The organism is Serratia sp. CY33802, from assembly GCF_052169095.1.
Classification (GTDB): Bacteria; Pseudomonadota; Gammaproteobacteria; order Enterobacterales; family Enterobacteriaceae; genus Serratia; species Serratia bockelmannii.
On the sequence record NZ_JBJNLL010000008.1, the window covers coordinates 39,833 to 63,964 of the forward strand.

General features: G+C 59.2%; 25 protein-coding genes. 19 read left to right on the top strand and 6 right to left on the bottom strand.

The features are described 5' to 3' along the window. Positions 1-14: 14 nt before the first annotated feature. The 4 genes from ACJ8HA_RS20055 (at position 15) to ACJ8HA_RS20070 (ending at position 7,156) form a co-directional block, all read left to right on the top strand. Positions 15-929, top strand: coding sequence for a LysR family transcriptional regulator (locus ACJ8HA_RS20055; protein ID WP_049294747.1), 915 nt, complete (start codon positions 15-17; stop codon positions 927-929). A 244-nt stretch (positions 930-1,173) separates the two neighbouring features. Next, positions 1,174-3,312 (top strand): anaerobic ribonucleoside-triphosphate reductase, encoded by a 2,139-nt coding sequence (gene nrdD / locus ACJ8HA_RS20060; protein WP_049294746.1) that lies wholly within the window; start codon positions 1,174-1,176, stop codon positions 3,310-3,312. A gap of 168 nt (positions 3,313-3,480) precedes the next feature. Continuing rightward, positions 3,481-3,945: an anaerobic ribonucleoside-triphosphate reductase-activating protein gene (gene nrdG / locus ACJ8HA_RS20065; protein ID WP_197812997.1), complete on the top strand. Its 465-nt coding sequence runs from the start codon at positions 3,481-3,483 to the stop codon at positions 3,943-3,945. Positions 3,946-4,258: 313 nt separating this feature from the next. After that, positions 4,259-7,156, top strand: a complete 2,898-nt coding sequence (locus ACJ8HA_RS20070) for an AAA family ATPase (RefSeq protein ID WP_197812998.1) — start codon at positions 4,259-4,261, stop codon at positions 7,154-7,156. Between the two features lie 209 nt (positions 7,157-7,365). On the opposite strand, the gene ACJ8HA_RS20075 is transcribed toward ACJ8HA_RS20070, so the two are convergent. Both ACJ8HA_RS20075 and ACJ8HA_RS20080 read right to left on the bottom strand, forming a co-directional pair. Next, the gene (locus ACJ8HA_RS20075) at positions 7,366-7,557 is read right to left on the bottom strand and encodes a hypothetical protein (protein WP_421117579.1); all 192 of its coding nucleotides are present in this window, start codon (positions 7,555-7,557) and stop codon (positions 7,366-7,368) included. A 44-nt stretch (positions 7,558-7,601) separates the two neighbouring features. Further along, positions 7,602-8,657 carry a permease gene (locus ACJ8HA_RS20080; RefSeq protein WP_442515469.1) on the bottom strand — a complete coding sequence of 352 codons (1,056 nt, stop codon included), beginning with the start codon at positions 8,655-8,657 and terminating at the stop codon, positions 7,602-7,604. Between the two features lie 226 nt (positions 8,658-8,883). On the opposite strand from ACJ8HA_RS20080, the gene phnF reads away from it, so the two are divergent. The 11 genes from phnF to phnP are packed head-to-tail and all read left to right on the top strand — an operon-like array spanning position 8,884 to position 17,189. Continuing rightward, positions 8,884-9,612 (top strand): phosphonate metabolism transcriptional regulator PhnF, encoded by a 729-nt coding sequence (gene phnF, locus ACJ8HA_RS20085; protein ID WP_049186943.1) that lies wholly within the window; start codon positions 8,884-8,886, stop codon positions 9,610-9,612. Next, positions 9,613-10,056, top strand: a complete 444-nt coding sequence (gene phnG, locus ACJ8HA_RS20090) for a phosphonate C-P lyase system protein PhnG (protein ID WP_019453314.1) — start codon at positions 9,613-9,615, stop codon at positions 10,054-10,056. Positions 10,057-10,059: 3 nt separating this feature from the next. Next, entirely contained in the window at positions 10,060-10,641 is a 582-nt protein-coding gene (gene phnH, locus ACJ8HA_RS20095) for a phosphonate C-P lyase system protein PhnH (RefSeq protein WP_049208806.1), read from the top strand. Continuing rightward, entirely contained in the window at positions 10,641-11,726 is a 1,086-nt protein-coding gene (locus ACJ8HA_RS20100; RefSeq protein WP_442515470.1) for a carbon-phosphorus lyase complex subunit PhnI, read from the top strand. Before phnH ends, ACJ8HA_RS20100 begins: the two co-directional genes overlap by 1 nt. Further along, positions 11,719-12,579 (top strand): alpha-D-ribose 1-methylphosphonate 5-phosphate C-P-lyase PhnJ, encoded by an 861-nt coding sequence (locus ACJ8HA_RS20105; RefSeq protein WP_197813000.1) that lies wholly within the window; start codon positions 11,719-11,721, stop codon positions 12,577-12,579. Before ACJ8HA_RS20100 ends, ACJ8HA_RS20105 begins: the two co-directional genes overlap by 8 nt. Beyond that, positions 12,579-13,367 (top strand): phosphonate C-P lyase system protein PhnK, encoded by a 789-nt coding sequence (gene phnK / locus ACJ8HA_RS20110; protein ID WP_197813001.1) that lies wholly within the window; start codon positions 12,579-12,581, stop codon positions 13,365-13,367. The genes ACJ8HA_RS20105 and phnK overlap by 1 nt, the downstream gene beginning before the upstream one ends. Before the next feature lie 16 nt (positions 13,368-13,383). Beyond that, a complete protein-coding gene (gene phnL / locus ACJ8HA_RS20115) occupies positions 13,384-14,088 on the top strand; it encodes a phosphonate C-P lyase system protein PhnL (protein WP_049208804.1) in 705 nt (234 codons plus the stop codon). After that, positions 14,088-15,224 carry an alpha-D-ribose 1-methylphosphonate 5-triphosphate diphosphatase gene (gene phnM / locus ACJ8HA_RS20120; protein ID WP_197813002.1) on the top strand — a complete coding sequence of 379 codons (1,137 nt, stop codon included), beginning with the start codon at positions 14,088-14,090 and terminating at the stop codon, positions 15,222-15,224. Before phnL ends, phnM begins: the two co-directional genes overlap by 1 nt. Further along, complete coding sequence (phnN, locus tag ACJ8HA_RS20125) at positions 15,224-15,793, top strand: ribose 1,5-bisphosphokinase (RefSeq protein ID WP_016929305.1); 570 nt, start codon at positions 15,224-15,226, stop codon at positions 15,791-15,793. Before phnM ends, phnN begins: the two co-directional genes overlap by 1 nt. Beyond that, entirely contained in the window at positions 15,790-16,392 is a 603-nt protein-coding gene (locus ACJ8HA_RS20130) for a DapH/DapD/GlmU-related protein (protein WP_049294737.1), read from the top strand. The genes phnN and ACJ8HA_RS20130 overlap by 4 nt, the downstream gene beginning before the upstream one ends. Before the next feature lie 14 nt (positions 16,393-16,406). Continuing rightward, positions 16,407-17,189, top strand: a complete 783-nt coding sequence (phnP, locus tag ACJ8HA_RS20135; protein WP_167324761.1) for a phosphonate metabolism protein PhnP — start codon at positions 16,407-16,409, stop codon at positions 17,187-17,189. Here phnP and ACJ8HA_RS20140 read toward each other — a convergent pair. Continuing rightward, a complete protein-coding gene (locus tag ACJ8HA_RS20140; RefSeq protein ID WP_442515471.1) occupies positions 17,140-17,778 on the bottom strand; it encodes an NAD(P)H-binding protein in 639 nt (212 codons plus the stop codon). The two genes, phnP and ACJ8HA_RS20140, sit on opposite strands and share 50 nt — an antisense overlap. A 30-nt stretch (positions 17,779-17,808) precedes the next feature. Further along, positions 17,809-18,249: a YhbP family protein gene (locus ACJ8HA_RS20145; protein ID WP_281041709.1), complete on the bottom strand. Its 441-nt coding sequence runs from the start codon at positions 18,247-18,249 to the stop codon at positions 17,809-17,811. Positions 18,250-18,682: 433 nt separating this feature from the next. Between ACJ8HA_RS20145 and speFL the strand changes: the two genes are divergently transcribed. The 4 genes from speFL (at position 18,683) to ACJ8HA_RS20165 (ending at position 22,993) form a co-directional block, all read left to right on the top strand. Next, positions 18,683-18,787, top strand: coding sequence for a leader peptide SpeFL (gene speFL / locus ACJ8HA_RS20150; protein WP_004933443.1), 105 nt, complete (start codon positions 18,683-18,685; stop codon positions 18,785-18,787). 272 nt (positions 18,788-19,059) lie between these two features. Continuing rightward, positions 19,060-21,222 carry an ornithine decarboxylase SpeF gene (speF, locus tag ACJ8HA_RS20155; RefSeq protein WP_060448244.1) on the top strand — a complete coding sequence of 721 codons (2,163 nt, stop codon included), beginning with the start codon at positions 19,060-19,062 and terminating at the stop codon, positions 21,220-21,222. A 62-nt stretch (positions 21,223-21,284) separates the two neighbouring features. Continuing rightward, positions 21,285-22,601 carry a putrescine-ornithine antiporter gene (gene potE / locus ACJ8HA_RS20160; RefSeq protein ID WP_025305085.1) on the top strand — a complete coding sequence of 439 codons (1,317 nt, stop codon included), beginning with the start codon at positions 21,285-21,287 and terminating at the stop codon, positions 22,599-22,601. 86 nt (positions 22,602-22,687) lie between these two features. Continuing rightward, complete coding sequence (locus ACJ8HA_RS20165) at positions 22,688-22,993, top strand: GIY-YIG nuclease family protein (protein WP_442515472.1); 306 nt, start codon at positions 22,688-22,690, stop codon at positions 22,991-22,993. Here the strand turns inward: ACJ8HA_RS20165 and ACJ8HA_RS20170 are convergent. Both ACJ8HA_RS20170 and ubiT read right to left on the bottom strand, forming a co-directional pair. Then, positions 22,980-23,483, bottom strand: coding sequence for a GNAT family N-acetyltransferase (locus ACJ8HA_RS20170; RefSeq protein ID WP_043139248.1), 504 nt, complete (start codon positions 23,481-23,483; stop codon positions 22,980-22,982). The two genes, ACJ8HA_RS20165 and ACJ8HA_RS20170, sit on opposite strands and share 14 nt — an antisense overlap. Beyond that, a complete protein-coding gene (gene ubiT, locus ACJ8HA_RS20175; protein WP_025305082.1) occupies positions 23,477-23,998 on the bottom strand; it encodes a ubiquinone anaerobic biosynthesis accessory factor UbiT in 522 nt (173 codons plus the stop codon). The genes ACJ8HA_RS20170 and ubiT overlap by 7 nt, the downstream gene beginning before the upstream one ends. Between the last annotated feature and the right edge of the window lie 134 nt (positions 23,999-24,132).

Consider the following 24,132-nt stretch of genomic DNA (forward strand, 5'->3'; position numbering starts at 1 on the left):
AAGTATCAACCACTATGTCGCTGCCCTTTGACGTGCATCGCCTGTTGCCGGCCTTCCTCGCCGCCGCGCAGGCGCAAAATTTCTCCGCCGCCGCCCGCCAGCTGGGCGTGACGCCGGCGGCGGTCAGCAAAAACATCCGCGCGCTGGAAGAGAAGCTGGCGCTGCGGCTGTTTCAGCGCAACACCCACAACGTGTTGCTGACCGACGAGGGCAAAGCGCTGCTGGCACAGGTAGCGCCGCTGTGGCAGGCGTTGGCGGCGACGCTGGAAAGCGCCGGCGGCGAACGGCAGGCGCCTGCCGGCGTGGTGCGCGTCACGATGATCCCCGGCTTCGGCCGCCAGATGCTGATGCCGTTGATCCCGCAATTTCTGGCACGCTACCCGCAGATCGATCTCGATTTGTCGCTGGATGCCCGGGTGGTGAATCTGGTGGGCGAAGGTTTCGACGTCGGCATCGGCAGCCGGGTCGATCCCGACAGCCGGCTGGTGGCCCGCCCGCTCTACCCGATGCACATGGTGCTGGCGGCATCGCCGGACTATCTGGCGCGGCGCGGTGAACCGCAAACGCCGCACGATCTGCTGCGGCACGACTGCCTGCTGCACCGCAACCCGGCCAACGGCCGCCACGTCAAATGGCAGCTGCGCCATCAGGGCGAAACGCTGGCGCTGGATCTGAACGGCCGGCTGGTGGTCAGCCGCCCGGAGATGTTGCTGGATGCGGCGCTGGCCGGGCTCGGCATCGTCAACCTGGCGCACTGGTACGTCGAGAAACACTTCGTGCAGGGCACGCTGCGGCCGGTGCTGGCGGAATGCTGGCCGCGCCCGGTGCAGCTGTGGCTCTATTACGCTTCGGCGGATCTGCCGCCGCGGGTGCGCGTCTGGGTCGATTTTCTGCTGGAACATTTTCGCGATCGGCCAACCGGCGATTGACGTCTGTTCAGCTTGCACACGCTCTTCCGTTTTCCTTGTTCTACATCAAAAGAATCGCGCCAATATCTATATATAGTGCATTAAGAATTGCGAACACCTATATATAGTAGTTATCCACAAAATCATCCACACGCCGCCACAGCCCTTACGCGCTGCGGCTTTGCCCTGTGGATAAGCGAAATTTGACGGTTGCTCGCCACGCCAGGCGGGTATGAACGCTCCCTCGGGGAACAAGGAGTACAACGTGAAACCAGTAGTGATTAAGCGGGACGGTTGCCAGGTACCTTTTGACGAAGCGCGCATCGCGCAGGCCATCGAGCGCGCCGCGCTGGCGGTGGGCGTGGTCGACGCCGACTACTGCGCCACCGTCGCCCGCGTGGTCGCTCAGCGCATGGAGCAGCAGCCGCGCGTCGATATCCACGAGATCCAGCAGGCGGTGGAAAACCAGCTGATGGCCGGCGAATACAAACAGCTGGCGCGCGCCTATATCGAATACCGCCACGATCGCGACGTGGCGCGCGAGCTGCGCGGCCGCCTGAATCAGGAAATTCGCGGCCTGGTCGAGCAGAGCAACCGCGCGCTGCTGAACGAAAACGCCAACAAGGACAGCAAGGTGATCCCCACCCAGCGCGACCTGCTGGCGGGCATCGTCGCCAAACACTACGCCAAGCAGCACATCCTGCCGCGCGACGTGGTGCTGGCCCATGAACGCGGCGAAATTCACTACCACGATCTCGACTACTCGCCGTTCTTCCCGATGTTCAACTGCATGCTGATCGATCTGAAAGGCATGCTGACCAACGGCTTCAAGATGGGCAACGCCGAGATTGAGCCGCCGAAGTCGATCTCCACCGCCACCGCCGTGACCGCGCAGATCATCGCCCAAGTCGCCAGCCATATTTATGGTGGCACCACCATCAACCGCATCGATGAAATTCTGGCGCCGTTCGTCGACGAGAGCTTCCGCAAACACCTGCAGGTGGCGGAAGAATGGCAGATCCCGGATGCCAAAGGCTATGCCATGGCGCGCACCGAGAAAGAGTGTTACGACGCCTTCCAGTCGCTGGAGTACGAGGTCAACACCCTGCACACCGCCAACGGCCAGACGCCGTTCGTCACCTTCGGCTTCGGCCTTGGCACCAGTTGGGAGTCGCGCCTGATCCAGCGCTCGATCCTGAAAAACCGCATTGCCGGGCTGGGTAAAAACCGCAAGACCGCCGTGTTCCCCAAACTGGTGTTCGCCATCCGCGACGGCCTCAACCACCAGTACGGCGATCCGAACTACGACATCAAGCAGCTGGCGCTGGAGTGCGCCAGCAAGCGCATGTACCCGGACATCCTCAACTACGATCAGGTGGTGAAGGTCACCGGCTCGTTCAAAACGCCGATGGGCTGCCGCAGCTTCCTCGGCACCTACGAGCAGGACGGCGAACTGGTACATGACGGCCGCAACAACATCGGCGTCATCAGCCTCAACCTGCCGCGTATCGCGCTGGAAGCGATGGGCGACGAGTCGCGCTTCTGGGCGCTGTTGGATCAGCGCCTGCAGCTGGCGAAAAAGGCGCTGATGACGCGCATCGCCCGGCTGGAAGGCATCAAGGCGCGGGTGGCGCCAATCTTGTACATGGAAGGCGCCTGCGGCGTGCGGCTCAAGGCCGACGACAATATCGCGGATATATTCAAGAATGGCCGCGCCTCGATTTCGCTGGGCTACATCGGCCTGCACGAGACCATCAATGCGCTGTTCGGCGGCAAAAACCACGTGTATGACGACGAGGCGCTGCGCGCCAAAGCGGTGGCGATCGTCGCGCGGCTGCGCGCCGCCGTCGACGCCTGGAAAGACGAGACCGGCTACGGCTTCAGCCTCTACAGCACGCCGAGCGAGAACCTGTGCGATCGCTTCTGCCGGCTGGACACCGCCGATTTCGGCGTGGTGCCGGGCGTCACCGACAAGGGCTATTACACCAACAGCTTCCACCTCGACGTGGAGAAGAAGGTCAATCCGTACGACAAGCTGGACTTCGAAGCGCCCTACCCGCCGTTGGCCAGCGGCGGCTTCATCTGCTACGGCGAATACCCGAACCTGCAGCACAACCTGAAGGCGCTGGAAGACGTGTGGGACTACAGCTACACCCGGGTGCCTTACTACGGCACCAACACGCCGATCGACGAGTGCTACGAATGCGGCTTCACCGGTGAATTCTCCTGCACCAGCAAAGGCTTCACCTGCCCGAAATGCGGCAACCACGACTCGGCCAAGGTCTCGGTCACCCGCCGGGTGTGCGGCTATCTCGGCAGCCCCGATGCCCGGCCGTTCAACGCCGGCAAGCAGGAAGAGGTGAAACGCCGGGTGAAACACCTCGGCAACGGGCAGCTCGGCTGAAAAGCGCCGTGCAGCCTAGGCAGAAGCCTGTTCATCAGGCGTGATTGTCACAGCCAGTTTGCCTTCGGCCAGCGCACACCAACCGCAGCGTACACGCAGTACGTGAGGATTGGGAGCACTGCCCGGAGGCAAAATGGCCAGTAAAATAGCCTGATGGGCAGGCCTCACATGAATTATCACCAGTACTACCCGATCGACGTGGTCAACGGCCCCGGCACCCGCTGCACGCTGTTTGTCTCCGGCTGCGTGCACCAGTGCCCCGGCTGCTACAACAAAAGCACCTGGCGGCTCAACTCCGGCCAGCCGTTTACCCCGGCGTTGGAAGACCGCATCATCACCGATCTGAACGATACGCGCGTGCCGCGCCAGGGGCTGTCGCTCTCCGGCGGCGATCCGCTGCACCCGGCCAACGTGCCGAGCATCTTGCAGTTGGTGAAACGGGTGCGCGCCGAATCCCCCGGTAAGGATATCTGGCTGTGGACCGGCTACCGGCTGGCGGAGCTGGACGCACAGCAAATGCAGGTGGTGGACAGGATCAACGTGCTGATCGACGGCAAGTTCGTGCAGGATTTGAAAGACCCAGCGCTGATTTGGCGTGGCAGCAGCAACCAGTTGGTGCATAGGTTGCGATGAGCTGGTGGTACGTGTCGCAACATGTATTGGTCCCAGTTCAACCGGGTATGGCTACGGTACAGAGCTAAACCTGATCTGATAGGTTGCTTTGTGCCAGTAGCGGAAGTTTCTAAAATGGTCTGTACTAACCAAAGGAAAGTATGTCAGCTGTAATTTTCCATGAAAGCAGGATTACTCATAAAAAATGATGTCATCCCTATTTCAGTTGTCTCAGAAAGATGCGATAACAGGTTATAAATTAAACAGAGAAGCATGAGCATTGAGACAAGTGTCACGGATCAAAAAATTTTCAATACTCTTATTGGGGCTAAGTATGAGCAGAGAAAAGGCTTTCGAAAAATTCAAGGAAGTTCAGGAACGGTATATTGCTCGAAAAGATACTCTTTTTGAAGCAAATGAAGCTGAAAGCCGCTTACTGGTGATAGATGAGATCCTAAATATACTGGGTTGGAATAAAGAAGAATTTACGCCGGAAGCGTATTGCAGAACAGCGGGGTATGCCGATTATATACTGAGTACGGACAGAACACCTCGCCTTGTGGTTGAAGCAAAAAAAATCGGCGTGACCTTCGGACTCCCCAAAAACACCCTAACCTTAAACGAATACTCTGTCGCCTATCTTAAAAAAGCATTCAATAAAAAAATCTCTGAGGTGATCGATCAGGCACAAAGATACTGTGTCGAAAAAGCGGTTCAATATGCATTGATCACAAATGGTGCAGAGTGGTTTGTTTGCCCAATGCTGCCAAAAGCAGGTAAAACAACTGACTCAATGAAAGGCGTTTATTTTGGGAATATCTTTGGAGATGAGTTTTCATTTGATCTCATGTATAACCTCATCTCTAGGGATAGCACAGAAAAGAATAATCTGGACAGCTATCTCTCAGAACTGAACCATGTACCGTCAGAAGTGTGTTACATGCTAAAAGATCATGTCCATGATTTCATTTGGGATAGCAACAAAGACAATCAATGGATTGATGATTTTTATGAAAACTTTTTTTCCCAGATAACAGAAAACAATCAGCGAAAAATGCTAGAGCACTGCTTTGTCAGTGACTCTAAGTTGGATCAGTTTAAAGGGGAAATAAAAAGAGCGTTAAAAGATTCAAAACCCAGTTTTCTTCCTAATGATGCGTTAGACCTCTCACCTTCTGAAGGTAAAGAATTCATCCTGGAGCATCATACTGGTAAAGTTATCATCATTACTGGTGCCGTTGGATGTGGAAAGACCACTCTGGTAACTAAATGTTTAGTAGAAGCAAGACAGCAAAAGAACATATATGCCACCCCGCTCATCATAGATTTGATAAATGACGTATCAAAACATAGCATTGATGTGAAAAATATCGTATTCAATTATCTACATGACAAGATAAAAAACGAGTATGAAAGCGAGTTTACATTAGATGAACTACGCATCACGTTTGCTCATGAAATTAAAGTGTTAAAAAACGGCCCCTACAAAGATATATTTGCCAAAAACTCAGAAATGCTTATGGTCAAAGAAGCTGAACTACTGGAGAGGGAAAGCGCCAACCGGCAGAATCTAGTATTAAAAATATTCCAAAAGCGTGTCAAGGAAAATAAATCCGTTATTATTGTGATTGATAATGTCGACCGGGCTTCAGAGTCTTTCCAAGAGGAAATTTATGCTTTATCTCATTTAATAACCCAAGCATCGGGTGCAACAGTCATTATCACACTCAGGGAGTTCACCTTCTTTAAGAATAAAGATAAAGGCTTTCTGGACGTTAGGCCAGAAGACAAAATCATTCATCTCAAATCACCGGACTTTAACAAACTAATTTCGACCAGGATAAAGTATATTAAAGAGTGTCTGAACGAAGACTTTAGGATTAGAGACTGGAGAAAAAAATATCAGCTTCAAGATTTCTTAGATAAAATGAATTTCTACGCTGATGTGCTGAGGAAAAATCTTCAATTATCAAATGAGAGCATGCCAATTCTAGAAATATTATCTTCCGTGTCTTGGCATAATATCAGAAACTTTTATCAATTGATTAAACACGTACACTACCAATTGGGAAACGAGTCAGCATGGCGTAAAAGGGATGTTATCTCCACACTCACCTACCATCCCGATCACACGGAAAAAGCATATATACCGAATGTTTACCTGCCCTATCAAAACGTAAACCAATGTTATTTCCTGAAGTTAAGAATACTCTATTTTCTGAATGATGCTGTTTCCCCCGGCGAAATTGCAAAAGGAATTAGCCTTGAAAGGATAATCCGATTTGCATCACTTTACGGGTATAAAAAAGACTGGATTAGCAAAGCAATTGAGAGTTCGGTTAAAGAAAGAATTATTGAATGTATTGAACTACCCTCTGACAGTGACTTCAACATAGAGTACACTGTTAGCTCAGTCCATACATTTCGTATATCGCCTTTAGGCACTTGTTTGATACTCGACATCTGTCATACATCAATTTACCTGTCGTTAACATCTCTTTATTTGCCTTTCCATGAAAAAAAGCCCTATAACGAAGCAAAACAAGAACTCACCAGACTGATTAATGCGATTTATAATGATAAGAGTATTAACACCAATCATGAAATCATTGATCTAGTCGAAGAAAGTCAGATACCAGTTATAATATCAAAATATTTGTCATCAGAGTATTTAAGAGAAAAACTGACTTTATCATTATTGAGAACTCAAACAGACGTACTCTTAACCGAAAAAAGTATAAGCCGACTGGTGGCTTCGTTCAGTCGTAACATAGGTAACAACGACGAGTTTACCGCTAACCGTGAGAAAAGTGATCACGGTAATTTATCCTTCGATTTCGGTGATGGAATTGAAAAAAACAGTATATCCGGTGAAGAGATAGACATCCCACCTTCATTCAAGCCATTATCTCTTGAAAATGTCATGTCCTGCGGAAGTGAGTATATCCCTCTCATCTTTGTCGCCCTAGTGATACGTTCCTATCTTGGTTTTGAGACCAGCATTGGTACAGAGATTACAGAAACAATTAACGATTACATAGTAAATGATGACAATAAAAAGTATACAAATAATGTTTCACGCGCGCTGCGTTCTAACTCTCTAATCAAACAGAAATGGTTGTTGATTAGGACGGATTTACATCCTAAGTTCAGGAAGTTTTCACTGAGCAGTACTTGGCAGTCAGAATGGATTGAAATATTCGGTGAAGAACCACCAGAAATCGAAATTTGACGCGGGGTCTAAGGAGCAAATTGTGCAATTAAACTGTAAAAGTGAAATTTAGGATAAGTTGATAGTAGACCAATTGACCCACTTCCCCTGGATCCCAACGTGACAACGTTAGTATTACAACCATGTGCGAACTTCCGCTCCTCGCTCAAAGCTGACCAACAGTACCCCTAAACACTGTTGGTCCAACTGTGAACTAGCGCCGCTCAACATCATCCTCGATAACGCTCCCGGATCTTCGCTTTGAATAAAGCCATTCGTTTTTCTGCCTCCGAATGGCTGAGATAAATCGCGGTGCCGTTTCTTAAGCGTTCAAGGGTGGCATCCACCCTTTCACGCAGCGCCTGCTCCAGCAACATTGCCTCTACGTCCATTTCAGGTTTATTCCGCTGTTCCATTTCCATCTCCTCCTTGAGACAGCACCGAACCACTCAGCAGCAGCGGTAAGTTACACCAACCCCATCCCCACCACGCCGGTCAGTACGCCGCACAGCACCACCAGCGCCGCCGTCAGGCACAGCGCCCGGGCGGAGAAGGCTTTGTTGAGCATCAGCAGCGAAGGCAGGCTGACCGCCGGCAGGGTCATCAGCAGCGCCAGCGCCGGGCCGGCACCCATGCCCGCCAGCATCATGGTCTGCACGATCGGGATCTCCGCCGCGGTGGGGATAACGAACAGGCAGCCGACGATCGCCAGGCCGATGATCCACAGCAGGCTATTGTCGACGGCGCCGTCGGCGTGCGGGAACAGCCAGACCCGCGCCGCGCCCAACGCCAGCACCGCCAGTACGTAGATCGGGATGGTCGACCAAAACAGCGCCCACAGCGCTTTGCCCCAGCGGGCGAGAAACGGCCGTTCGTCGCTCTGCGCCGTCATCACCGGCGGCTGCGGCGCGGCGGGCTGCGGGTCCTGGGCGGTTACGCGCTGCACCAGCCAGGCGATGCCCAGCACCATCACCACGCCCGCCACCAGACGGATGGCGGCGAATGGCCAACCGAGCACAAATCCCATAAACACCAGCGTCGCCGGATTCAATACCGGGTTGGCGAGCCAAAAGGCCAGCGCGGCGCCGCTGGATACCGACTGGCGGCGCATGCCGGCGGCAACCGGCGCGGCGCAGCAGGTGCACATCATGCCCGGCAGTGCGAGCAGCGCCCCCAGCACGGTGCCGGAAAAACGCCGGTGGCCGAGCGTACGCGCCAGCCAGTCGCGCGGGATCAGCACCTGCACCAGCGAGCCTAACAGCACGCCGAGCAGCGCCGCCTTCCACACCGCGGTGAAGTAGACCAGCGCGTACTGCCAGGCCGCCAGCCAGGGGCTCGCGGCGCCGTCAGCCAGGATCGATTTGCCGATCGAGTGGCTGTCCGCCGCCACGAACGCCTTGCCGTAGTAAGGCTGCCATTTGACGTAGTAGAGGCCGACGGCCACCACCAGCAGAAACAGGATCGGTTTCCACAGCGGCCAGGCGCGTGGGGCGGGTTCAGGGGCGTTCAGAGGTTGCGGCATGGTAGCGGCCAGAGTCAGTCAACAGAGGCGCCAGCATAGCGCGCCGTCGCCGCCCGTGCACGCCCGGGCTGTCCTAAATAGTTCATCTGTTCGCCACCGACGCGTAACGCGATTGTCATCTGCGCCCGGCACCATGATGCCAACGTGAAAACCACAGGGTAGACGCACGATGAAACGCACCGCTCCGCCTTCATCGCACAGCCATCGGTATGACGAGGTTTTTATTATGATGGAGTTATCTAGACATCCGACCACTTACCCCACCCGCTATCAGCAGATCGCCGCGCAGCTGGAACAGGAGCTGCGCACGCAATACCGCTGCGGCGACTACCTGCCTTCGGAACAGCAGCTGGCCGAGCGTTATCAGGTCAATCGCCACACCCTGCGCCGCGCGGTGGATCAGCTGGTGGAGCGCGGCTGGCTGCAGCGCCGCCACGGCGTTGGCATTCTGGTGCTGATGCGGCCTTACGACTACCCGCTGCACGCCAATACCCGCTTCAGCCAGAACCTGTTCGAACAGGGCAGCCATCCCACCAGTGAGCGCTTACTCGCTGTCTTGCGCCCGTGCAATGGGCATGTCGCCAGCGCACTCTCGCGTGAAGAAGGCGAAATGGTGATCCACCTGCGCACCCTGCGCCGGGTCAACGGCGTGCCGATGAGCGTGATCGACCACTATCTGCCCGATCTGGACTGGTGGCCGGCGCTGCAGCAGTTCCACAGCGGTTCGCTGCACCAGTTTATCGAACAGCACCTCCGGCAGCCGCTGACCCGCCGCCAGACGCGCATCAGCGCGCGCCGCGCGCAGGCCAAAGAGAGCCGGCTGCTGGAGATCGCCACCCACGCGCCGCTGCTGTGCGTGCGCACCCTTAACGTCCGCAGCGGCGGCGAAGACGTGGCGGAATACTCCGTCAGCCTGGCCCGCGCCGACATGATTGAACTGACGATGGAGCACTGAATGCAAGCCTTAGAGTCGAGACAACGCTGGATGTCGGTGCTGGCGCACAGCCGGCCCGAGCAGCTGCGCAGCCACTGGCAGGCGCTGAACCTCAGCCCGGGTTACCGCAGCATCCGCGCGCCGGAGATCGGCCTGGCCCAGCTGCAGGGGCGCATGGGCGCCACCGGCCGCCGCTTCGTGTTGGGGGACATGACGGTCACCCGCGCGGTGGTGCAGCTGGACAACGGCGGCTACGGCTACAGCTATATCGCCGGGCGCGACAAGGCGCACGCCGAGCTGTGCGCGCTGGCCGATGCGCTGCTGCAACAGCCGGAACACGGCGAACGCCTGCAACAACAGCTGATCGCGCCGCTGGCCGCGCTGCAGCACGAGCAGCGCCAGCTGCGCGCCCGGGCGATCGCCGCAAGCCGGGTGGACTTCTTTACGCTGGTGCGAGGGGATTAAACCATGAGTTTATTGACCGGTTTTGAACAACCGATAGACCAATCGCAGCACGCTTTCCGTTTGATTCTTAAAGCCTTGAGCGAACCGGGCCATCGGGTGACGCTGCCGAACGGCCCGGCCTGGGCGCCGCTGAACGCCGCCAGCACCGCCGCGCTGCTGACGCTGGCCGATCAGGAAACGCCGCTGCTGCTGTGTGCTGCGCTTAAAAGTGAGCAAGTGCTAACAAACATTCGTTTTCACAGCGGCGCGCCGCTGGCCGCCACGGCGCAGGAGGTCTGTTTTGCCCTGTTCGATGAACAACTGCAGGCCGCCGATCTGCAGGCCTTACCGCACGGCACTGAAATCTCGCCGGAATGCGGCGCCACGGTGGTGGTGCAGCTTGCTGAGCTGGAGAACGGCGCCGCGCTGCGCCTGACCGGCCCCGGCATAGAGAGCCAACGCCTGATTGCGCCGCGCCTGCCGCCGGCGCTGCTGGATTATCTGGTCAACCGCCCGCAGCGCTTCCCGCTGGGGCTGGATGTCTTGCTGACCTGTGGCGATCGCCTGCTGGCGATCCCGCGGACCACCCGCGTGGAGGTGTGCTGATGTACGTAGCGGTAAAAGGGGGCGAAAAAGCCATTGAGGCCGCCCATCAGCTGCAGGAACAGCTGCGGCGCGGCGACGAGGCGCTGCCGGCGATCGGCGCGGAACAAATCGAACAACAGCTGGGGCTGGCGGTGGATCGGGTGATGACCGAAGGCGGCATCTACGATCGCGAGCTGGCGGCGCTGGCCATCAAACAGGCCAGCGGCGATCTGGTGGAGGCAATCTTCCTGCTGCGCGCCTACCGCACCACCCTGCCGCGCCTGGCGGTCAGCGAGCCGCTGGCCAGCGAAAATATGCGGCTGGAGCGGCGCATCTCGGCGGTTTACAAGGACTTGCCCGGCGGCCAGGTGCTGGGGCCGACCTACGACTACACCCACCGGCTGCTGGATTTCGCGCTGCTGGCGGAAGGCGAGGCGCCGCGCGCGCTGCAGGCCGACGAACCGCTGCCGGACAACTGCAGCCACGTGTTCGATCTATTGTGTCGCCAGCAGCTGGCGCGGGAGGAACAGGACGACGGCAGCGCGCCGGACGACATCACCCGCAACCCGCCGGTCTACCCCTGCTCGCGCTCGGCGCGCCTGCAGCAGCTGGTGCGCGGCGATGAAGGTTTTCTGCTGGCGCTCGGCTACGCCACCCAGCGCGGCTACGGCCGCAACCACCCGTTCGCCGGCGAGATCCGCACCGGCCACGTTTCGGTGGAGATCGTGCCTGAAGAGCTCGGTTTCGCCATCGATATCGGCGAAATCCTGCTGACCGAGTGCGAAATGGTCAACGGCTTCGTCGATCCAAAGGACCATCCGCCGCACTTCACCCGCGGCTACGGGCTGGTGTTCGGCCGCGCCGAACGCAAGGCGATGGCAATGGCGTTGGTGGATCGCGCATTGCAAAGCCCCGACTACGGCGAAGGCGTCGCCGGCCCGGCGCAGGACGAAGAGTTCGTGCTGGCCCACGCCGACAACGTCGAGGCCGCCGGCTTCGTCTCCCATCTCAAGCTGCCGCACTACGTCGACTTCCAGGCCGAACTGGAGCTGCTCAAGCGGCTGCGGCAGGAATACAGCGAGCGTCAGGAGGCCCGCGATGAGTGAAGTATTGACCGGCTATAACCTCGGTTATCTGGACGAACAGACCAAGCGCATGATCCGCCGCGCCATCCTCAAGGCGGTGGCGATCCCCGGCTACCAGGTGCCGTTCGGCGGCCGCGAGATGCCGATGCCCTACGGCTGGGGCACCGGCGGCATTCAGCTCACCGCCAGCGTTATCGGCCGCGCCGACGTGCTGAAGGTGATCGACCAGGGCGCCGACGACACCACCAACGCGGTGTCGATCCGCCGCTTCTTCCAGCGCGTCGCCGGGGTGGAAACCACCGAACGCACGCCGGAGGCTACGCTGATCCAAACCCGTCACCGCATTCCGGAAACGGCGCTGCGCGAAGACCAGATCCTGATTTATCAGGTGCCGATCCCGGAGCCGCTGCGCTTTATCGAACCGCGCGAAACCGAGACCCGCAAGATGCACGCGCTGGAGGAGTACGGCGTGATGCAGGTGAAGCTGTACGAAGACATCGCGCGCTACGGCCATATCGCCACCACCTACGCCTACCCGGTGAAGGTCAACGATCGCTACGTGATGGATCCGTCGCCGATCCCGAAATTCGACAACCCGAAAATGCACATGATGCCGGCGCTACAGCTGTTCGGCGCCGGGCGCGAGAAACGCATCTACGCCCTGCCGCCGTTCACCAAGGTGGAGAGCCTGGACTTCGACGACCATCCGTTCAGCGTGCAGCAGTGGGACGAACCCTGCGCGCTGTGCGGCTCGCGCCACAGCTATCTGGACGAGGTGGTGCTCGACGATCGGGGCAACCGCATGTTCGTCTGTTCGGACACCGACTACTGCCGGCAGCAGCTGGAGCAATCTTCGCAAGAGGCGCAGCACTGATGACTTCCACCCCTTTGAGCACCACCCCGCTGCTGTCGGTGAACCGGCTCACCCACCTGTACGCCCCCGGCAAGGGCTTCAGCGACGTGTCGTTCAACATCTACCCCGGTGAAGTGCTGGGCATCGTCGGCGAATCCGGCTCCGGCAAAACCACGCTGCTGAAATCGATCTCGGCGCGGCTGGCGCCGCAGCACGGGCAGATCCTTTACCGCCCGCAGGCGGGCCAGGAACAGGATCTGTACGCCATGGCGGAGAGCGATCGCCGCCGCCTGCTGCGCACCGACTGGGGCGTGGTGCACCAGCACCCGCTCGACGGGCTGCGGCCGCAGGTCTCCGCCGGCGGCAACATCGGCGAGCGGCTGATGGCCATCGGCCAGCGCCACTATGGCGACATTCGCCGCCAGGCCGGCCAGTGGCTGGAAGACGTCGAAATCCCGCTGTCGCGCCTCGACGATCTGCCGACCACCTTCTCCGGCGGCATGCAGCAGCGGCTGCAGATCGCCCGCAACCTGGTCACCCACCCCAAGCTGGTGTTTATGGATGAGCCGACCGGCGGGCTGGACGTGTCGGTGCAGGCGCGTCTGCTCGATCTGCTGCGCAACCTGGTGGTGGAGATGCAGCTGGCGGCGGTGATCGTCACCCACGATCTCGGCGTGGCGCGGCTGCTGGCCCACCGTCTGCTGGTGATGAAACAGGGCGAAGTGGTGGAGAGCGGCCTGACCGACCGAGTACTGGACGATCCGCACCATCCTTACACCCAGCTGCTGGTTTCTTCGGTGCTGTCGTAACCCAAGGCGATAACAGATGACTATGCAAATCCGAGTTGAACATCTCAGTAAAACCTTTGTGCTGCATCAGCAGTACGGCACCCGCCTGCCGGTGCTGCACGACGCCAACCTGACGGTCCACGGCGGCGAATGCGTGGTGCTGCACGGCCACTCCGGCAGCGGCAAATCCACCCTGCTGCGTTCGCTGTACGCCAACTACCTGCCGGACAGTGGCCATATCTGGATCCACCACCAGGGCGACTGGCTGGACATGGTCAGCGCCGATGCGCGCCAAATTCTGGCGGTGCGCCGCCATACGCTGGGCTGGGTCAGCCAGTTCCTGCGGGTGATCCCACGCATCAGCGCGCTGGAGGTGGTGATGCAGCCGCTGCTGGAACAGGGCGTCGAGCGCGCCGAGTGCCGCGACCGCGCCGAAGCGCTGCTCGCTGCGCTCAACGTGCCGCCGCGCCTGTGGCCGCTGGCGCCGTCCACCTTCTCCGGCGGCGAGCAGCAGCGGGTGAACATCGCGCGCGGCTTTATCGTCGATTACCCCATTCTGTTGCTGGATGAACCGACCGCCTCGCTCGACAGCCGCAACAGCGCGGCGGTGGTGCAGCTTATCGAACGCGCCAAGGCGCGCGGCGCGGCGATCGTCGGCATTTTTCATGATGAAGGCGTCCGCCAACAGGTCGCCGACCGGCTTTATGATATGCAGGCGCCACAGGCGCTGGAGGCCCTCTGATGATCGTCAATAACGTTAAGCTGGTGCTGGATGACCAGGTGGTGCAAGGCTCGCTGGAGATGCAGGACGGCGTGATCCGCAGCTTCGCCGACGGCCCGAGCCGGCTGCCGCAGGCGCTGGACGGCGACGGCGGCTGGCTGCTACCGGGGCTGATCGAGCTGCACACCGACAACCTGGACAAGTTCTTCACCCCGCGCCCGAACGTCGACTGGCCGGCCCATTCGGCGATGAGCAGCCACGATGCGCTGATGGTGGCCAACGGCATCACCACGGTGCTGGACGCGGTGGCGATCGGCGACGTGCGCGACGGCGGCCACCGGCTGGAAAACCTGCAAAAGATGATCGACGCGGTGATCCACAGCCAGCGCGCCGGGGTGAACCGCGCCGAGCACCGGCTGCATCTGCGCTGCGAGCTGCCGCACGAGAGCACCCTGCCGCTGTTCGAACAGCTGATGGACAAGCCGGGCGTGTCGCTGGTGTCGCTGATGGACCATTCGCCGGGCCAGCGCCAGTTCGCCTCGCGCGAAAAGTACCGCGAATATTATCAGGGCAAATACCACCTCAACGACCAGCAGATGAGCGAGTACGAGGAGCAGCAGGTCGCCCTGTCCGCCCGCTGGGCCTCGCCGAACCGCGAGGCGATCGCCGCCCACTGCCGCGCGCGCCGCATCTCGCTGGCCAGCCATGACGACGCCACCGCCGCGCACGTGGCCGAATCCTACGCGCTGGGCAGCGCCATTGCCGAGTTCCCCACCACCGAGGCGGCCGCCCGCGCTTCGCACCAGCAGGGCCTGCAGGTGCTGATGGGCGCGCCGAACATCGTGCGCGGCGGTTCGCACTCCGGCAACGTGGCGGCGCACCACCTGGCGGCGCTGGGGGTGCTGGATATTCTCTCTTCCGATTATTACCCGGCCAGCCTGCTGGACGCGGCGTTTCGCCTCGCGGCGGACGAGCGCAACGCCTACGATCTGCCCCAGGCGGTGCGCATGATCACCCGCAACCCGGCGCGGGCGCTGGATCTGCAGGATCGCGGCGCCATCGCAGAAGGATTGCGGGCGGATCTGGTGCTGGCGCGGCCGCACGGCGAGCACGTTTACGTGCAGAACGTGTGGCGCCAGGGCAGGCAGGTGTTCTGATGGCGCGGCTCATCTATCTGATGGGGCCTTCCGGTGCAGGCAAGGACAGCCTGCTGGCCGCGCTGCGGGCCGACGCCGACCGCGCGCCGCTGGTGGCGCACCGCTACATCACCCGGCCGGCAGACGCCGGCTGCGAGAATCACATCGCGCTGAGCGAACCCGAATTTCTGCGCCGCCGCGCCAAGGGGCTGTTCGCGCTCGACTGGCAGGCCCACCAGCAGCGCTACGCGTTCGGGATCGAAGTGGATCTTTGGCTGCTGCAGGGGATCGACGTGGCGGTCAACGGTTCGCGCGCCCACCTGCCGCAGGCGCAGCAGCGCTACGGCGCGCAGCTGCTGCCGGTATGCCTGCAGGTCAACGCCGCGATCCTGCGCCGGCGCCTGCAGGATCGCGGACGGGAAAGCGCTGAACAGATCGAGCAGCGGCTGGCACGGGCGGCGGAATATCAGCAGAGTCTGCCCGCTGGCTGCCGGGTGCTGCACAACGACGGCCCACTCGACGATACCCTGGCGGCGCTGTTGGCGCTGCTGCCAACCGCCACCCGACAAGCTCAGGATGCGACGCCATGAACGACTTTGCCCAGCCGAAAATCGGCGACAACGTGACCCTTAACCGCACCCGGCTCGGCCAGTATGTGCATCTGGCCGACGATGCGATCCTGGAAGAGGTGGAGATGGGGGACTACTCCTACACCGCCGGGCACAACCAGATCTTTTACGCCACCATCGGCAAGTTCGTTTCCATCGCCTCCTATGCGCGCATCAATCCCGGCAACCACCCGACCTACCAGCGCATCGCGCAGCATCACTTCACCTACCGCGCTTCCGAATACGGGCTGGGGGAAGACGACGCGGCGTTCTTCGACTGGCGGCGCGAGCACCACGTCACCGTCGGCCACGACGTGTGGATCGGCCATAACGCCATTCTGATGCCGGGCGTCAGCGTCGGCAACGGCGCGGTGATCGGCAGCGCGGCGGTGGTCACCAAGGACGTGGAACCTTACAGCATCGTCGCCGGCGTGGCGGCCAAAAAGATCGGCATGCGCTTCGACGATGCGCTGATCGAGCGTATCGAACGCAGCCAGTGGTGGCACTGGGATCACGCTACGCTGCAGGCGCGGCTGGCGGATTTTCGCGACATCCACCGCTTTGCGCAGAAGTACCTTTAATGGAGAGGGAAGCGATGCAACTGACCTTTCTCGGCACCGGCGGCGCGCAGCAGGTGCCGGTGTTCGGCTGCGACTGCCTGAGCTGCCAACGGGCGCGGCGCGAGCCGGCATTTCGGCGGCGCGCGTGCAGCGCCATGCTTAACTATCAGGGAGAAACGACCTTATTGGATGCGGGATTGCCGGCTTTGGAGCGGCGATTTTCGGCGGGGCAAATTCAACGTTTTTTACTGACACATTACCACATGGATCACGTTCAGGGGTTATTTCCTTTGCGTTGGGGGTGCGGAAATTCCATTCCGGTGTATGGCCCGCCGGATGAACAGGGCTGCGACGACCTGTTCAAACACCCCGGTATTCTGGCGTTTCAGCCGCCGCTGGCGCCTTTTGTTCCCGTCGAGCTCGGCGGCATGCGTATCACCCCGCTGCCGCTGCAACACTCCAAACTGACCCACGGCTATCTGATCCAGGCGGCGGGCGCTGCGCTGGCCTACCTGACCGACACCGTCGGCCTGCCGCCAGCCACCGCCGACTATCTGCAGAACGTGGCGCTGGATCTGCTGGTGCTCGATTGCAGCCTGCCGCCTCAGCCGCAGGCGCCGCGTAACCACAATGACCTGACCCGCGCGCAGGAGACGCAGCGGTTGCTGCAGCCCAAACGCACGCTGCTGACGCACATCAGCCATCATCTCGATCGGTGGCTGCTGGACAATGAACTGCCCGCCGGGCTGGAGCTGGCGTTCGATCACCTCAGCGTGAGCCTCGGTAGCAGTGCAGCCGATCCGACTCCAGCACCCTGACCCCTTCGCCCGGCGTGAACGCCTGCTGCATCAGCGTTTGCGCCACGTCTTTGGCGGAGACGGCGCGCCATTTGCCAGGCAGCAGCCTGAACAACGGCAGCGTGAGGCGCTCCATCAGGCGCGGCGCAGGGCGATCCCCCACCAGCATGGAGGGCCGCACCAGCGTCAGGCGCGGCCAGCGCTGTTCGCGCAGCGCCTGCTCCATCTCGCCTTTGGTGCGGTTATACAGGAAGGTGGAATGCGCATTGGCGCCCAACGCGCTCACAACCAGACAGTGCTGCGCCCCCAACCGGCGGCCGGTCAGCGCACTCTCCACCACCAGTTGGTAATCGACGTAGCGGAAGGCATCGGCGCTGCCCGCCGCCTGGCGGGTGGTGCCCAGGCAGCAGAACACCAGATCGACCGGTTGCTGCAGGCTACTCAGCAGCTCGAACAGCGCATCGCCGACCGGGTTGGTCAGCTTGCCGTGCGGCGGCAGCGGCGCACGCGTCGGCGCCACGATGGCCGTTATCTGCGGATCGCTTTGCAACCGCTGCAGCAACTCGCGCCCCACCAGCCCGGTTGCGCCGACTAACAGTGCTCGCGCCATGCGATCTCCCGTTGTAATCAATACGTCGATTTAAATTATAGACCGCGCCCAGTGCAGCTTCTTGCCGAAGCCGAGGGTGTTGTCGGTCATCTTCACCTCGTGCAGATCCAGCCGCCATACCGAGGCCTTCATCGCCCTGGCGATCGGGAAGCGCTTGCAGTAACGCGCGCGCGCCGCCTCGGCTTCTTCACCGCTCAGCAGCACCGCCTCGGCGCGGTATTGCACGCCGCGGATCAGCGCGATGCTTTTCGGTTTCGGCGCGATGGTGCCGACCACCCGGCCGTTGTTCAGCATCAGCCCGCCGTGGCGGGTGTGCGGTTCGGTCATCAGCCACAGCGCCATCGTCGCGGCGTCGAACACGTAAAAACAGTTGGCGCACCACATGTCGAGGCCGTCGCCGGCGCACAGCGTTAAGACATGTTGCTTGCCGATGAAATCCGCAATCTGTTGCCGTTGTTCTGAGGTATTCAAGGTTACTCGCCTCCCGGTTCACTCACTTCATCTTACCCTGCGTTGTTGAGGCGAGTCACAAATAACGATAATCATCAAAAATCACACATGAATATAAAAACAACAATAATGAATTTTTATTTATTTTTGCATAAAGCAGATTGATAACATAAAAAACACAAGGCGGATTTATTTGATCGTTATGTAGCCGGTTATTTGACCGCTTTTTTTATTCCTTTCCGAGCGCCATTGAAATTAAGCGCTTAAGGGCCGCGAGCATTAGCAATTCATTTACATGCCAACCTCTGGACCCGGATGATACTTATGCAATTCATTGCATAATAGGTGAATAGTTATTTATAAACACCGGCATTTATGTGACTTTCATCACGATTTTTAGCCCACCTTGCGTTAAAATAGCGCCATCTTTTCACTCAGCAAGGTGGATTAGAAAATGGAAAACAATAACCGAAAAATGGCGCACATCAGGCGCACAACCCATATTATGATGATGGCTCATCGCAGCTGCTTTAGTTTCGCATTCTTCAACTACAGATAACCCTCCCCCTCGCTCTTACGCCGTTGATAAGAGTGTCATTGCGTTTTATTTATTCTCCGCACGCCGGTGATAATATCTCTTTCTCGCTAACCGGGAAGGACACGCAATTCATTTTTAATTTCGGCCAAGCGCATCCAAGCTAAATAAAACAGCGAACACAGTTAATGCCTTTCGGCATCACTGGGTTCTCGCACACCTTTATTTTCGTGAAGGCGTTAACGGCAAATGGAATTATTTGCCGGCGGAATGCCTTTGCCTGAAGAATGAGAAAAATGAAAAAATTAAAAATTGCCGCCAACACCCAAACCCTCGGCTGCTTTGAAACTGAACGCGACATCGTCGATGTGCACCACAGCGATTTCAATGACGTCGCCGCCATTGTGCTGTCGGTAGACGACGTCACGCAAGGCATGGTGGCGCGCATCGAAGAACACGGCCTGAACATTCCGCTGTTCGTCGCCGTCTGCTGCGAAGAAGAGCTGGATAACGCCGTCTTGCCGGCGCTGCACGGTGTGTTTGAACTGTGCGGCAAGAATACCCAGTTCTACGGCAAACAGCTGGAGGCCGCCGCCGCCAAATATGAGAGCGAGCTGCTGCCGCCGTTCTTCAACACGCTGACGCAGTATGTGGAAATGGGCAACGCCACCTTCGCCTGCCCCGGCCACCAGGGCGGCGAGTTCTTCCGCAAACACCCAGCGGGCCGCCAGTTCTTCGACTTCTACGGCGAAACGCTTTTCCGCTCCGACATGTGCAACGCCGACGTCAAACTGGGCGATCTGTTGATCCACGAAGGCGCGCCTTGCGCCGCGCAGCAGCACGCCGCCAAGGTGTTCAACGCCGACAAGACCTACTTCGTGCTCAACGGCACCTCGGCCTCGAACAAGGTGGCGACCAACGCCCTGCTGACGCGCGGCGATCTGGTGCTGTTCGACCGTAACAACCATAAATCCAACCACCACGGTGCATTGATCCAGGCCGGCGCCACGCCGGTTTATCTGGAAACCGCGCGCAACCCGTTCGGCTTTATCGGCGGCATCGACGCGCACTGCTTCGACGAGCGCTACCTGCGCCAACAGATCCGCGAAGTGGCGCCGGAACGCGCCAACGAAGCCCGCCCGTTCCGCCTGGCGATCATCCAGCTCGGCACCTACGACGGCACCATCTACAACGCCCGCCAGGTGGTCGACAAGATTGGCCACCTGTGCGATTACATCCTGTTCGACTCCGCCTGGGTGGGCTATGAGCAATTCATTCCGATGATGAAAGACTGCTCGCCGCTGCTGCTGGAGCTGAACGAGAACGATCCCGGCATCATCGTCACCCAGTCGGTGCACAAACAGCAGGCTGGCTTCTCGCAAACCTCGCAGATCCACAAAAAAGACAAGCACATCAAGGGACAGAGCCGCTACTGCAACCATAAGCGCTTCAACAACGCCTTTATGCTGCACGCCTCCACCAGCCCGTTCTATCCGCTGTTCGCCGCGCTGGACGTCAACGCCAAGATGCACGAGGGCAAGAGCGGCCAACGCCTGTGGCAAGAATGTGTGCGCGTGGGCATCGAAGCGCGCAAAATGCTGCTGGACACCTGCACGATGATCAAACCGTTCGTGCCGGATCAGATCGACGGCAAGCCGTGGCAGGCCTATGACACCGCGGCGATGGCCAACGATCTGCGCTTCTTCAACTTCGTGCCCGGCGAGAAATGGCACGCCTTTGAAGGCTATGCCGAATCGCAGTATTTCGTCGATCCGTGCAAACTGCTGCTCACCACGCCGGGCATCGATACCGCGACCGGCAGCTACAGCGAGTTCGGCATTCCGGCGACCATTCTGGCCAACTACCTGCGCGAAAACGGCATCGTGCCGGAAAAATGCGATCTCAACTCGATCCTGTTCCTGCTGACGCCGGCGGAAGACATCGCCAAGATGCAGCACCTGGTGGCCCTGATCGCCCGCTTCGAGAAGCACATCGAGCAAAACTCCCTGCTCAGCGAGGTGCTGCCTGCGGTCTATAAAAACCACCAGCAGCGCTACAAAAACTACACCATCCGCCAGCTGTGCCAGGAAATGCACGATCTTTACGTCAGCTATGACGTTAAAGAGCTGCAAAAAGAGATGTTCCGCAAAAGTTATTTCCCGCGCGTGGTAATGAATCCGCAGGATGCCAATACCGAGTTCGTACGCGGCAATGTGGAATTGGTGTCGCTGGCCAAGGCCGAGGGCCGCATCGCCGCCGAAGGCGCCCTGCCTTACCCACCAGGCGTGCTGTGCGTGGTGCCCGGTGAAATTTGGGGCGGCGCCGCGCAGCGTTATTTCCTGGCACTGGAAGAAGGCATCAATTTATTGCCAGGATTCGCGCCGGAATTACAGGGCGTTTATATCCAACAGGATGAGGACGGCTGGAACCGCGCTTACGGCTACGTCATGAAAAATTAATCACCTTACGGGGCGGCAATGATTCCCGCCGCCCGGATCGCATCCTAAAAGAGAAAATGATCATGAGTAAGTCCAATAATAAAATGGGGGTCGTGCAATTAACGATCCTGACCGCCGTGAATATGATGGGTTCCGGCATAATTATGCTGCCGACCAAGCTGGCCGAAGTGGGCACGATTTCGATCGTTTCCTGGCTGGTGACCGCCGTCGGCTCGATGGCGCTGGCCTACGCCTTCGCCAAATGCGGCATGTTCAGCCGTAAATCCGGCGGCATGGGCGGCTACGCCGAATACGCCTTCGGTAAATCAGGCAACTTTATGGCGAACTACACCTACGGCGTTTCACTGCTGATCGCCAATATCGCCATCGCCATTTCCGCCGTCGGCTACGGCACCGAGCTGTTCGACACCACGCTCAGCCCGCTCGGGATCTGTATCGCCACCATCGGCGTGCTGTGGCTGGCGACCGTCGCTAACTTCGGCGGCGCGCGCATCACCGGCAAAATCAGCGGCATCACCGTCTGGGGCGTGATCATTCCGGTGGTGGGCATCTCGGTCATCGGCTGGTACTGGTTCAGCGGCAGCGCCTACGTCGCCGCCTGGAACCCGCATCAGGTGCCGACCTTCGAAGCCATCGGCGCCTCGATCTCAATGACCCTGTGGGCGTTCCTGGGGCTGGAATCCGCCTGCGCCAACACCGACGTGGTGGAAAACCCGGAGCGCAACGTGCCGATCGCCGTACTGGGCGGCACCCTCAGCGCGGCGGTGATCTATATCATTTCGACCAACGTGATCGCCGGCATCGTGCCGAACATGGATCTGGCCAACTCCACCGCCCCGTTCGGGCTGGCGTTCTCCCACATGTTCAACCCGACGGTCGGCAAGATCATCATGGCGTTGATGGTCATGTCCTGCGTCGGCTCGCTGCTCGGCTGGCAGTTCACCATCGCTCAGGTGTTCAAATCCTCCGCCGACAGCGGCTTCTTCCCGAAAATTTTCTCCAAGCTGAGCAAGGCCGACGCGCCGGTTAAAGGCATGCTGACCATCGTCGTCATCCAGAGTGGTTTGTCCCTGATGACCATCAGCCCGTCGCTGAACAAGCAGTTCAACGTGCTGGTGAACCTGGCGGTGGTGACCAACATCATCCCTTACATCCTGTCGATGGCGGCGCTGGTCATTATTCAGAAAGTGGCGAAGGTGCCGGACAACAAGGCGCGCATCGCCAATATCATCGCCGGCATCGGCGCGCTGTACAGCTTCTATGCGCTCTACAGCTCCGGTGAAGAAGCGATGATGTGGGGCGCCATCGCCACCTTCCTCGGCTGGACGCTGTACGGCATCGTCTCGCCGCGCTTCGAGCTGGCGGGAAAAAAGGGGTAAAGCGGTAAGGCTCCGGCGGCCGGGGATGGGATTGTGATGGCGAACATGCCATCATACGCCGACCCTGGCCACCGAAACGGCGTACGATGAGCGACACTACCCCCACTCCCTGGCACCTCTATATGCTGCGTTTACCGAGCGGCATGCTGTATACCGGCATCACTACCGACGTGGCGCGCCGCCTGGCACAGCACCAAGCCGGCAAAGGCGCCAAGGCGCTGCGCGGTAAAGGGGAACTGACATTGGCGTTTCACTGCCAGGTGGGGGATCGCTCAACGGCGCTGAAGCTGGAATACCGCGTCAAACAGCTGAGCAAAATACAAAAAGAGCGGCTGGTGAATCACCCGCCGCTGTCGTTGGCGTATCTATTGCCGGTCGTTAAAAGCGATTAAACGGCGCCGAAAAAGCCACTTCGCCGCTGACGCCATTCAGGGCGTCTTCCGCCAGCGGATACACCTGGAACGCGCTTTCCGTGTCCGGCCAGCGGCAGTTCAGGCCATAGGTGGCGGCCGGTTTAAAGCCGAAGCGGCCGTAGTAGGCCGGATCGCCCAGCACCACCACCGCGGCGTAGCTGAATTCGTTCAGCGAATCCAGGCCTTCGTACACCAGCTTTTCAGCCAGCCCCTGGCGGCGCAGGCTTTCGTCTACCGCCAGCGGCGCCAGCGCCACCCATTGGCGGTCTTCGCCGGCCACGTCTACCGGGCTGAACGCGGCGTAACCCACTACCCCGCCTTCGTCGTCAGTGGCGACCACGCCCAGCGTCAGCAGGCCGTCTTCGCGCAGCTGCTGCACCAGATCGGCTTCGTCGTCGCGGCCAAAGGCGCGGCGCAGCAAGGTGTCGATGCCCGCCGCGTCTACCGGGATCTCTACGCGGATCAGCATGATACCGCCACACGGGAAGCCGACGCCGTGCCCTCCTGCAACCCTTTTTCGACAAAATCAGCCAACTGCAACAGCCCCATGCGCAGCGGCGCAGGCATGCTTTCCAGCTCGATGGCGTCCATCAAATTTTTCACATACAGGCCCAATTCGGTATCCCCTTCAATCTGCAGCCGACGCTGAAAGAACAGCGTATCCGGATCTTGCTTGCGCGCCGCGATCAGGATCAGATCGTTGGCATCGCCGCTGAAGCTGACGTCCGCTTCGGCGTGCTGGCTGACCACCAGTTTGTCGTTTTCTACCGTCATAAACCATTGTAGCGCCAGATCGCGAACTTCGATCTTCAGCCAACGCGATTCGAGAAACTCCAGATCCCCATCCGCCAATGCCTGGCGGAACTGCCAGCTCAGCACCTGTTGCAGCAGCTGACGCTGCAGAGCGAACGGCGTGAATTTCAGCGGGATGCGCAGCAGCGACGGCCCCTGGCGCACAAGGCGTGCTCGTAGTTGTTCCAACACGGTCATCCACTCCTTTCAATACGGACTACCGCTATTTTGCCACACTGACGCGCGGCTTCAGCGGTCTATATCAACAAATAGTGCATTTCACCGCCATGTTTATCAATACGCCATAAGCTGCCTCAAATCAAAAC

Bases quoted from the DNA above. Each gene is read 5' to 3' on its own strand.
- ACJ8HA_RS20055 (WP_049294747.1), top strand. From the start codon at position 15: ATGTCGCTGCCCTTTGACGTGCATCGCCTGTTGCCGGCCTTCCTCGCC.
- nrdG (WP_197812997.1), top strand. From the start codon at position 3,481: ATGAATTATCACCAGTACTACCCGATCGACGTGGTCAACGGCCCCGGC.
- ACJ8HA_RS20070 (WP_197812998.1), top strand. From the start codon at position 4,259: ATGAGCAGAGAAAAGGCTTTCGAAAAATTCAAGGAAGTTCAGGAACGG.
- ACJ8HA_RS20075 (WP_421117579.1), bottom strand. From the start codon at position 7,557: ATGGAAATGGAACAGCGGAATAAACCTGAAATGGACGTAGAGGCAATG.
- ACJ8HA_RS20080 (WP_442515469.1), bottom strand. From the start codon at position 8,657: ATGCCGCAACCTCTGAACGCCCCTGAACCCGCCCCACGCGCCTGGCCG.
- phnF (WP_049186943.1), top strand. From the start codon at position 8,884: ATGATGGAGTTATCTAGACATCCGACCACTTACCCCACCCGCTATCAG.
- phnG (WP_019453314.1), top strand. From the start codon at position 9,613: ATGCAAGCCTTAGAGTCGAGACAACGCTGGATGTCGGTGCTGGCGCAC.
- phnH (WP_049208806.1), top strand. From the start codon at position 10,060: ATGAGTTTATTGACCGGTTTTGAACAACCGATAGACCAATCGCAGCAC.
- ACJ8HA_RS20100 (WP_442515470.1), top strand. From the start codon at position 10,641: ATGTACGTAGCGGTAAAAGGGGGCGAAAAAGCCATTGAGGCCGCCCAT.
- ACJ8HA_RS20105 (WP_197813000.1), top strand. From the start codon at position 11,719: ATGAGTGAAGTATTGACCGGCTATAACCTCGGTTATCTGGACGAACAG.
- phnK (WP_197813001.1), top strand. From the start codon at position 12,579: ATGACTTCCACCCCTTTGAGCACCACCCCGCTGCTGTCGGTGAACCGG.
- phnL (WP_049208804.1), top strand. From the start codon at position 13,384: ATGACTATGCAAATCCGAGTTGAACATCTCAGTAAAACCTTTGTGCTG.
- phnM (WP_197813002.1), top strand. From the start codon at position 14,088: ATGATCGTCAATAACGTTAAGCTGGTGCTGGATGACCAGGTGGTGCAA.
- phnN (WP_016929305.1), top strand. From the start codon at position 15,224: ATGGCGCGGCTCATCTATCTGATGGGGCCTTCCGGTGCAGGCAAGGAC.
- ACJ8HA_RS20130 (WP_049294737.1), top strand. From the start codon at position 15,790: ATGAACGACTTTGCCCAGCCGAAAATCGGCGACAACGTGACCCTTAAC.
- phnP (WP_167324761.1), top strand. From the start codon at position 16,407: ATGCAACTGACCTTTCTCGGCACCGGCGGCGCGCAGCAGGTGCCGGTG.
- ACJ8HA_RS20140 (WP_442515471.1), bottom strand. From the start codon at position 17,778: ATGGCGCGAGCACTGTTAGTCGGCGCAACCGGGCTGGTGGGGCGCGAG.
- speFL (WP_004933443.1), top strand. From the start codon at position 18,683: ATGGAAAACAATAACCGAAAAATGGCGCACATCAGGCGCACAACCCAT.
- speF (WP_060448244.1), top strand. From the start codon at position 19,060: ATGAAAAAATTAAAAATTGCCGCCAACACCCAAACCCTCGGCTGCTTT.
- potE (WP_025305085.1), top strand. From the start codon at position 21,285: ATGAGTAAGTCCAATAATAAAATGGGGGTCGTGCAATTAACGATCCTG.
- ACJ8HA_RS20165 (WP_442515472.1), top strand. From the start codon at position 22,688: ATGAGCGACACTACCCCCACTCCCTGGCACCTCTATATGCTGCGTTTA.
- ACJ8HA_RS20170 (WP_043139248.1), bottom strand. From the start codon at position 23,483: ATGCTGATCCGCGTAGAGATCCCGGTAGACGCGGCGGGCATCGACACC.